Annotated in this window: 10 protein-coding genes; 5 read left to right on the forward strand and 5 right to left on the reverse strand. The window is 67.6% G+C overall.

What is annotated here, in order from left to right:
- Positions 1–1,335, forward strand: a 1,335-nt coding sequence (locus A8G18_RS21775) for a DUF349 domain-containing protein (protein WP_245208004.1), incomplete at its 5' end; no start/stop codon positions are given.
- Between the two features lie 82 nt (positions 1,336–1,417).
- Here A8G18_RS21775 and A8G18_RS21780 read toward each other — a convergent pair.
- Complete coding sequence (locus A8G18_RS21780) at positions 1,418–2,011, reverse strand: Rv2732c family membrane protein (RefSeq protein WP_064065519.1); 594 nt, start codon at positions 2,009–2,011, stop codon at positions 1,418–1,420.
- Positions 1,999–3,528 (reverse strand): tRNA (N6-isopentenyl adenosine(37)-C2)-methylthiotransferase MiaB, encoded by a 1,530-nt coding sequence (miaB, locus tag A8G18_RS21785; RefSeq protein ID WP_064065520.1) that lies wholly within the window; start codon positions 3,526–3,528, stop codon positions 1,999–2,001. Before miaB ends, A8G18_RS21780 begins: the two co-directional genes overlap by 13 nt.
- Positions 3,529–3,753: 225 nt before the next feature.
- On the opposite strand from miaB, the gene A8G18_RS21790 reads away from it, so the two are divergent.
- The 4 genes from A8G18_RS21790 (at position 3,754) to A8G18_RS21805 (ending at position 7,099) form a co-directional block, all read left to right on the forward strand.
- On the forward strand, positions 3,754–4,482 hold the full coding sequence (locus A8G18_RS21790) for an amino acid ABC transporter ATP-binding protein (RefSeq protein WP_172506097.1): 729 nt from the start codon (positions 3,754–3,756) through the stop codon (positions 4,480–4,482).
- Between the two features lie 70 nt (positions 4,483–4,552).
- Positions 4,553–5,386 (forward strand): glutamate ABC transporter substrate-binding protein, encoded by an 834-nt coding sequence (locus A8G18_RS21795; protein WP_064065522.1) that lies wholly within the window; start codon positions 4,553–4,555, stop codon positions 5,384–5,386.
- A gap of 127 nt (positions 5,387–5,513) precedes the next feature.
- On the forward strand, positions 5,514–6,194 hold the full coding sequence (locus A8G18_RS21800) for an amino acid ABC transporter permease (RefSeq protein ID WP_016934961.1): 681 nt from the start codon (positions 5,514–5,516) through the stop codon (positions 6,192–6,194).
- The gene (locus tag A8G18_RS21805) at positions 6,191–7,099 is read left to right on the forward strand and encodes an amino acid ABC transporter permease (RefSeq protein WP_064065523.1); all 909 of its coding nucleotides are present in this window, start codon (positions 6,191–6,193) and stop codon (positions 7,097–7,099) included. Before A8G18_RS21800 ends, A8G18_RS21805 begins: the two co-directional genes overlap by 4 nt.
- Before the next feature lie 33 nt (positions 7,100–7,132).
- Here A8G18_RS21805 and A8G18_RS21810 read toward each other — a convergent pair whose 3' ends face one another.
- The 3 genes from A8G18_RS21810 to A8G18_RS21820 form a co-directional block, all read right to left on the reverse strand.
- Positions 7,133–7,750, reverse strand: coding sequence for a regulatory protein RecX (locus tag A8G18_RS21810; protein ID WP_064065524.1), 618 nt, complete (start codon positions 7,748–7,750; stop codon positions 7,133–7,135).
- A gap of 105 nt (positions 7,751–7,855) precedes the next feature.
- Entirely contained in the window at positions 7,856–8,899 is a 1,044-nt protein-coding gene (recA, locus tag A8G18_RS21815; RefSeq protein ID WP_064065525.1) for a recombinase RecA, read from the reverse strand.
- Positions 8,900–9,183: 284 nt separating this feature from the next.
- Complete coding sequence (locus tag A8G18_RS21820; RefSeq protein ID WP_026003514.1) at positions 9,184–9,378, reverse strand: DUF3046 domain-containing protein; 195 nt, start codon at positions 9,376–9,378, stop codon at positions 9,184–9,186.
- Positions 9,379–9,509: the final 131 nt, after the last annotated feature.

Genomic DNA, 9,509 nt, shown 5'->3' on the forward strand with positions numbered 1-9,509 from the left:
CTCCGGCCGTGCCGCGGCGGAACCGGCACCGCCGCGGGCGGTGACGGTTCCGCCACGGCACCCCCGAAGCCGCATCCGGTGGCGGCCCAGACGCACCCCCATGTCCCGACGTTGCCCGCGAGTGATCCGAGTCTGTTCGGTCGCGTCGACGAGGACGGCACCGCATGGGTCCGCACGAGCGAGGGCGAGCGGTGTATCGGATCGTGGCAGGCAGGCGACGCCGCCGAGGGCCTCGCCCATTTCGGCCGCCGCTACGACGATCTCGCCACCGAGGTGGCGATCCTCGAGACCCGGTTGACCTCCGGCACCGCCGACGTGAAGAAGACCCGCACAGCTGCCGAGGCACTCGCCGAGTCGCTGCCCACCGCCTCGGTCATCGGCGACCTCGATGCGCTCGCCACCCGGCTCACCGCGATCATCGAGCATTCCGAAGAGGCTGCGGTCCTCGCCAAGCAGGAGAAGGAGAAGCGGCGCGCCGAGAGCACGGCCCGCAAGGAGTCCCTTGCGGCCGAAGCCGAGACGATCGCCGCCGAGTCCACCCAGTGGAAGGCCGCGGGCGACCGGCTGCGGGAGATCCTCGAGGAGTGGAAGACCATCCGCGGTGTCGACCGGAAGGTCGACGACGTGTTGTGGCGCCGCTACTCCAAGGCACGTGAGGCGTTCAACCGGCGTCGCGGAGCCCACTTCGCCGAACTCGATCGCGAGCGTGCCGCGGCGAAGAGCCGCAAGGAGGAACTCGTCGCTCGGGCGGAGGAACTGCAGAACTCCACCGACTGGGGTGCCACCGCCGGTGCCTTCCGCGACCTGCTCGCGGAGTGGAAGGCGGCCGGTCGCGCACCGAAGGACGCCGACGACCAGCTGTGGAAGCGGTTCAAGGGTGCCCAGGACGTCTTCTTCGCGGCGCGTAACGCCGCGAACGCCGAGCGCGACGCCGAGTTCGAGGAGAACGCCCGCGCGAAGGAAGCGCTTCTCGAGGCGGCCTCGTCGATCGACCCGGCGGCCGATCTCGAGGGTGCCCGGGCCCGCCTGCGCGAGTTGCAGGACCAGTGGGAGGCGATCGGCAAGGTGCCACGCGAGCGCATGCACGATCTCGAGGGCCGGTTGCGGGCCATCGAGAAGAAGGTGCGCGAGACCGCCGATTCCGAGTGGCGGCGCACCGATCCCGAGGCGCTCGCCCGTGCGGCCCAGTTCCGGGAGCGGGTGCGTCAGTTCGAGGAGCAGGCCGCCAAGGCGACCGCGGCGGGCCGGGCGAAGGAGGCCGAGAAGGCCCTCGCACAGGCTGCGCAGTGGCGTGAGTGGGCCGACGCAGCCGAAGGCGCTGTCGGCGAGCGCTGACCTCGCGACGCCGTAACATCCGAAACGGACGATCCCCCTCTCCCGGCCGGGAAGGGGGATCGTCGTCTTCATGCGAGAGTCGTCAGGCCTCGGTGTCGTCGCGCATCAGGCGGGGCCGTTCGTGCAGGGCCGCGACCTTGCGCAATTCGGCCTCGGCCTCGAGCTGGGCGGAGGTCCGCGCCCAGACCACGCGGGCCCAGTGGAAGACGACGACCATGACGGCGAACCAGCCGATCACGAGACCGAAACCCGGTCCTGCGGCGGACGACTCGACGGGCAGGGTCTGGCGCGACCAGATCGCGAGCATGCCGAAGACGATGGTCACCGCCGAGCCGGCCAGGGACACCCATGCCAACGCCCACTTGCGGGTGACGAGGGCGAGGATCGAACCCAGACCCGCGAAGACCACTGCGAAACCCACGAACAGCCGCGACGGAAGACCGATCTCCTCGGTGGTCGCATCCGGGGCGAAGGACAGCACCTCCCATCCGTTGGCGGATCCGGCGTGGGGCAGGCTGAACGTCGCCAGCAGGATCAGGACCGCGATCGCGACGAACATCGCCCGGGCGCCCGGGTCGATGTCGCTCGCCACCTTCCGTTCTGCGGCTTCGAGTTGGGCTCGTACGTCACCGGTCGCGTGGTGATCGTGCGGCTTGTCGGTGGTCATGCGTTGCATCCCATCTGAGGCGGCAGCGGTTCCGGGACGCCGATGCTCGGCAGTCCGAGTCCGACACCGATCGGCGGTGTCTTGGGCAGCCGGCCCTGTTCGAAGTGGTCGCCCGCGCGTGTGCGGCGGTGCGTGAGGATCGGGGTGTCCGCGACGAGGTGATGCGGCGCGGCGTCGCTGACGACGATCGTGATGACGTCGCCGGGGCGCACCGCGGTGTCGATCGCACCCTCGGGACGGAAGTGCACGAGACGTCCGTCGCGGGCACGCCCGCTCATCCGGGCGGTCTCGGCGTTCTTGCGGCCCTCCCCCGCCGCGACGAGGAGCTCGACCTCGGTGCCGACGAGCGTGCGGTTCTCCTCGAGGGTGATGCGTTCCTGCAGCGCGATCAGGCGCTCGTACCGTTCCTGTACCACGGCCTTGGGGAGCTGACCGTCCATGTCGGCTGCGGGGGTACCGGGGCGCTTCGAGTACTGGAAGGTGAACGCGCTGGTGAACCGCGCCTTCTCGACGACCTCGAGGGTCTGCTGGAAGTCCTCCTCGGTTTCGCCGGGGAAGCCGACGATGATGTCGGTGGTGATCGCGGCGTGCGGCATCGCGGCGCGGACCCGCTCGATGATGCCCAGGAAGCGTTCCTTGCGGTACGAGCGGCGCATGGCGCGCAGGATCCGGTCGCTGCCGGACTGCAACGGCATGTGCAGCTGCGGGCACACGTTCGGGGTCCGGGCCATCGCCTCGATGACGTCGTCGGTGAATTCCGCCGGGTGCGGGGACGTGAAGCGCACCCGCTCGAGGCCCTCGATGTCGCCGCACGCGCGCAGCAGCGCCGCGAAGGCACCCCGGTCGCGGGGCTGCTCGGGATCGGCGAAGGACCGGCCGTAGGAGTTGACGTTCTGGCCGAGCAGCGTCACCTCGAGCACGCCCTCGTCGACGAGCGCCTGCACTTCGGCGAGGATGTCGCCGGGACGCCGGTCGACCTCCTTGCCGCGCAGCGACGGCACGATGCAGAAGGTGCACGTGTTGTTGCAGCCGACGGAGATCGACACCCATCCGGCGTACGACGACTCGCGCTTGGCGGGCAGCGTCGACGGGAACGCCTCGAGAGCGTCGAGGATCTCGACCTCGGCGCGGCGGTTGTGCCGCGCCCGTTCGAGCAGCGCGGGAAGATTGCCGATGTTGTGCGTGCCGAAGACCACGTCGACCCAGGGCGCCTTCTTCACGACCGTGTCGCGGTCCTTCTGGGCGAGGCAGCCGCCGACGGCGATCTGCATGTCGGGGTTGTCGTCCTTGACCGGGCGCAGATGACTCAGATTGCCGTACAGCTTGTTGTCGGCGTTCTCCCGCACCGCGCACGTGTTGAACACGACCAGATCGGGTGACGTGCCGGCAGCGGCCTTGGCGAAGCCGGCGTCCTCCAGCAACCCCGACAGGCGCTCGGAATCGTGTACGTTCATCTGGCAGCCGTAGGTGCGGACCTCGTAGGTCCGGGCACCGGTACGGGGGGCTTCTTCGTCGATCAGTGACACGTCTCAGGGTATCTCACCTCGACCGGTCCCCTTTCCACGCACCGACCCCACGAGCCCCGTCGACCTGTCCGTCACCGCTCGTGCCGGAGAAATCCCGTGACGCGTGCGTCGAAGGTGTCCCGAAATGCGAAGTCTCGGGCGCCGGACGGCATAGGGTCTGCAGATATGACATCAGCGGCAGCCGGAACGGATCGTCCGTCCGAGAAGTCGGACACCAGCTCGTCCATGATCTCCATGAACGGGGTGAACAAGCACTTCGGATCCCTGCACGTCCTGCAGGACATCAACCTCGAGATCCCCCGAGGACAGGTCGTCATCGTCGTCGGCCCGTCCGGTTCGGGGAAATCGACCCTCTGCCGCACCATCAACCGGCTCGAACCGATCGACACGGGTGAGATCCACGTGGACGGCACCCTGTTGCCGGAGGAGGGCCGGGCGCTGGCCCGTTTGCGTGCAGACGTCGGCATGGTGTTCCAGTCGTTCAACCTCTTCGCCCACAAGACGATCCTCCAGAACGTCATGCTCGGTCCCCTCAAGGTGCGCAGGATCAAGAAGGAACAGGCCCGCGAGTCGGCGATGGCGCTGCTCGACCGGGTCGGGATCGCCAACCAGGCCGACAAGTACCCGGCACAGCTGTCGGGCGGCCAGCAGCAGCGTGTCGCGATCGCGCGGGCCCTCGCGATGAACCCGAAGGTGATGCTGTTCGACGAGCCCACCTCCGCCCTCGACCCCGAGATGGTCCAGGAGGTCCTCGACGTGATGACCTCTCTCGCGAAGGAGGGCATGACGATGGTCGTGGTCACCCACGAGATGGGATTCGCCCGCAAGGCCGGCGACCGTGTGCTGTTCATGGCCGACGGCCGCATCGTCGAGGACACCGATCCCGAGACCTTCTTCACCGCACCGAAATCCGATCGCGCCAAGGACTTCCTCGGCAAGATCCTCAGTCACTGACCTTTCCGCATCCGACGGGCCGTCCGGCCCGTCGGACGTTGTTCCTGACGAACCGCACCGGAGGTATTCGATGAAACTGTCCCGCTCCATCCGCCTGGGTATCGGCGCCGTCGCCGTGGCAGTGGTCGCCACCGCGTGCGGTGGCGACGAGACGCGCAGTGTCTCGCAGTCCGCAGAGAACGGCACCCTGACGGTCGGTATCAAGTTCGACCAGCCGGGTCTCGGCCTGCGCAACCCGGACGGTTCGTTCAGCGGGTTCGACGTCGAGGTCGCCAAGTACGTCGCCGGTCAGCTCGGTGTCTCCGAGGAGAACATCGAGTTCAAGGAAGCCCCGTCCGCGCAGCGCGAGACCCTCATCCAGAACGGCGAGGTCGACTACGTCGTCGCGACCTACTCGATCACCGATACCCGCAAGGAGAAGGTGGACTTCGCCGGCCCGTACTTCATCGCCGGGCAGTCGCTCCTGGTGCGCGCGGACGACACCGAGATCACCGGACCCGATTCGCTCAACGGCGGCAAGCGTCTGTGCTCGGTGGCGGGTTCGACCCCGGCCCAGAACGTGAAGGACAACTACGCACAGGACGTTCAGCTCCAGGAGTTCGACACCTATTCGCTGTGCGTCGAGGCGCTGCGCAACGGTGCGGTCGACGCGGTGACCACCGACGACATCATCCTCGCCGGTTACGCCGCGCAGAGCCCGGGTGACTTCAAGGTCGTCGGCGAGCCGTTCACCACCGAGCGCTACGGCATCGGTCTCGCCAAGGGCGACGACGAGTCCCGCAACGCGATCAACGACGCGATCCAGGAGATGATCGACAGCGGTGCGTGGGCGGCCGCATTCGAGGAGACGGTCGGCGCGTCGGGCTACCCCCTCCCCGAGCCCCCCGCCGTCGATCGCTACTGAGTGTCGATCGTTACCGCGTACGGGTTCCACCCGTCCCGTCCGCCGGTGCGGCCGGTCCGTGAGATCCCCACGGACCGGCCGGGCCGTTCCGGACTCCCACCCCGTCCCCTCGATCCCGGAGTGACCTGTGGATCTGTTGAGCAAGTACAGCAGCCAGCTACTCGACGCGTTCTGGACCACGATCCAGCTGACCGTCGTCTCGGCGATCGGCGCACTGATCCTCGGAACGATCCTCGCCGCGATGCGCGTGTCGCCCATCCCCGTGGCGCGCGCCGTCGGCACCGCCTACGTGACGATCTTCCGTAACACCCCGCTGACGCTGATCATCATCTTCTGCCTGTTCGGCCTGTCCCAGACGCTCGGCATCAAGCTGGCCTCCGAGTCGTCGCCGACCTTCCTGGTGGACAACAACTTCCGGCTCGCGGTGCTGGGCCTGATCGTGTATACGGCGGCCTTCGTGTGCGAGTCGCTCCGCTCCGGCATCAACACGGTCTCGCTCGGACAGTCGGAGGCCGGCCGCTCCCTCGGCCTGACCTTCGGTCAGAATCTGCGCCTGATCGTCCTCCCCCAGGCGTTCCGCGCCGTCATCGCCCCGCTCGGCTCGGTGCTCATCGCCTTGACCAAGAACTCGACGATCGCCTCCGTGATCGGCGTGTCCGAGGCCTCGCTGCTGATGAAGACGATGATCGAGAACGAAGCGGCCATCTTCGTCGTCGGTGGCATCTTCGCGCTCGGGTTCGTCATCCTCACCCTCCCCACCGGCCTGTTGTTCGGCCGGCTCAGCAAGCGATACGAGGTTGCCCGATGAGTGCACACGGAACAGTTCTCTACGACGCGCCCGGGCCCCGCGCGAAGGCGATCTACCGGATCCTGTCGGTCGTCGTGGTCGCGCTCCTCCTCGTCGTCGGCTGGATCGTCTACCGCGCGCTCGACGCCAACGGACAGCTGACAGCGGCCAAGTGGGAGCCGTTCGTCGAATCCACCAGCTGGACGACCTATCTGCTGCCCGGCATCCGCGGCACGATCATCGCGGCCGTCGCATCGATCGTGCTGGCACTGATCCTCGGCACGGTGCTCGGCATCGCCCGCCTCTCCGATCACCGATGGGTCCGCGGGATCGCCGGCACGATCGTCGAGTTGTTCCGCGCCGTCCCGGTGCTGATCCTGATGATCTTCGCCTACCAGGTCTTCGCCGAGTACCGCGTCTTCAAGTCCGACTACCTCGCGCTCGCAGCGGTCATCACCGGTCTGACCCTGTACAACGGCTCGGTCATCGCCGAGATCGTGCGAGCGGGTATCAGGTCGCTCCCGCGCGGCCAGAGCGAAGCCGCCTACGCCATCGGCATGCGGAAGAACCAGCTCATGCGGCTGATCCTGCTGCCGCAGGCCGTGACGGTCATGCTCCCGGCGATCGTGTCGCAGATGGTGATCGCGCTCAAGGACTCTGCCCTCGGCTACCTCATCGGCTACGTCGAAGTGGTGCGTTCCGGACAGCAGCTCGGCGCGTTCTTCCAGAACTACCTGCCTGCGCTGCTGGTGGTCGCGGTGATCATGATCGTCCTCAACAGTGCGCTGACGCAGTTCGCGACCTGGCTCGAGAAGCGCCTGCGCTCCGGAAAACGCAAAAAGGGTGCCGTGGCGACCGAAGAGCCACAGACCCTACCGACGATGGCGGTGCCGGGCCTGGACATGACCGGCGAGAAACGCACGTAGTGTGCCCGACCGGCGAACGCCGGAAATAGTGTTTCAGTCGTGCGGGAGGTTGCTCGCGTCGGCACCGAAGGCCGCGAGTTCCTCCCGCACGACGTCGAACGCCATTCCCTGCGCGTAACCGCGCCGGGCCAGCATGCCGACCAGCCGCCGTACCAGCTTGTCGCGTTCGGCCGCGATCTCGCGCCGATCGCCTTCGGTGGGCAGCGGCGGCTGGGTGCGGAGCTTCTTGCGAACCAGCTCCACCGCGCGTTCGCGCTCGTCGGCGGTGTCGATCTGCTCGAGGGCAGCCGCCGCATCGTCGGCGTCGATTCCTTTACGGCGCAGTTCGAGTGCGATCGCCCGCTTGCCCTTCCCCGCATGCAGATGACGTGAACGCGCCCATTGGTCGGCGAAATCCGCGTCGTCGATCAACCCGACCTCGGTGAGGCGATCGAGGGCACGCTCGGCGACGTCGGACGCGAAACCCTTCTGCTCGAGCTTCGCCGCGAGCTCGGATCGACTGCGCGCGCGATCCGTCAGCAGACGCAGGCAGACATCCTTGGCCTGCGCCTCGGTACCGCCACCGGGCAGCTCCTGTTCGGTGCGAGCCGAGCGCCGCCGTCCGCGTCGTTCGGACCGTCTTTCGGACCGTCGTTCCTCGGGGTCGTCCATGACGCGCACAGTAGCCGGACCCACCGACAGCGCGGCCGTGTGCGGATATGCCGCGGGGGCACGGACGCGATGTGCGTCCGTGCCCCCGTCCGGCCTGGGCATTGACTAGAAGTCGACCGACTCCTCGGCATCGCTCGGATCGGTGAGTACGGCACCGATGCCGAGCTTCTCCTTGATCTTCTTCTCGATCTCGTCGCGCACATCGGTGTTCTCGAGCAGGAATTTGCGGGCGTTCTCCTTGCCCTGACCGAGCTGGTCGCCCTCGTAGGTGTACCAGGAGCCCGACTTGCGGATGAAGCCCTGATCGACACCCATGTCGATGAGCGAGCCCTCCTTCGAGATGCCCTGCCCGTACAGGATGTCGAACTCGGCCTGCTTGAACGGAGGCGAGACCTTGTTCTTGACGACCTTCACGCGGGTGCGGTTGCCGACCGCGTCTCCGCCGTCCTTGAGGGTCTCGATCCGGCGCACGTCCAGACGCACGGAGGCGTAGAACTTCAGCGCCTTACCGCCCGTGGTGGTCTCGGGCGAGCCGAACATCACGCCGATCTTCTCGCGCAGCTGGTTGATGAAGATCGCGGTGGTGCCGGAGTTGTTGAGCGCACCGGTCATCTTGCGCAGTGCCTGGCTCATCAGGCGGGCCTGGAGACCGACGTGGCTGTCGCCCATCTCGCCCTCGATCTCGGCGCGCGGCACGAGTGCTGCGACCGAGTCGATGACGATGATGTCGAGCGCACCCGAGCGGATGAGCATGTCGGCGATCTCGAGCGCCTGCTCACCGGTGTCGGGCTGCGATACGAGCAGGGCGTCGGTGTCGACGCCGAGCTTGCGCGCGTAATCCGGATCCAGTGCGTGCTCGGCGTCGATGAACGCCGCGATACCGCCGGCGGCCTGCGCGTTGGCCACCGCGTGGAGGGCCACCGTCGTCTTACCCGACGATTCCGGGCCGTAGATCTCGATGACGCGGCCGCGCGGCAGACCGCCGATACCGAGAGCCACGTCGAGTGCGATCGACCCGGTGGGAATGACTGCGATGGGCGGACGTACGTCCTCGCCCAGGCGCATCACCGAGCCCTTACCGAAGCTCTTGTCGATCTGCGCGAGGGCGAGCTCGAGCGCCTTCTCGCGGTCGTGAGCCTGTGCTGCCATCTTGGTCCCCTTAATCGAATCTCGTCCTTGTTGTCGACGACGTTAGAACCCGGCACCGACAAGTTCGCCGCTGCGACCGCGGAAACGCCGCATCTGTGGATGGGATCACCGCCTGTGGACAACACCCATCCGGTGCACCCAGCATAGCCGAACACGTGTTCGAAATCCGGTCGCTCGGTGTCCGCGGGCAATGGTCGCATCCCTGTCGGACAGAGAACCGATGTCGCACCGCGCGCCCCTCTCGGAGGCAGGCGGAATCCCTCGTTCCCGCCGGTGAACCGTGACTACCGCCGCACGGGCGGAACGTCGAACTCGTCGCAGAGCGCGCGCCACACCTCGCGCGGTTCCTGCCCGGCCTCGATGGCCTCTGCCGGCGTCCGTCCACCGAGCGCGAGCAGCACATGATCGCGCAGCAACGCATCGCCGTGCATCTGCCCGAACTCGTCCCGGACCACCTCGTAGAACTCCGTCAACCGCACCCCGACCACGGTAGTCGCGTGCGCTGCGCGGCGACAGTTCAGTCCGCCGCGGCCTCGCACACCGCGACCGGGTCCTGCACGTCACGAGCACTGGCCGCGGCCGCACGAGCCGCGGCGGCGAAACTCGGCGA

Origin of the sequence: Rhodococcus gordoniae (genome assembly GCF_001646655.1) — a bacterium.
GTDB lineage: Bacteria > Actinomycetota > Actinomycetes > Mycobacteriales > Mycobacteriaceae > Rhodococcus > Rhodococcus gordoniae.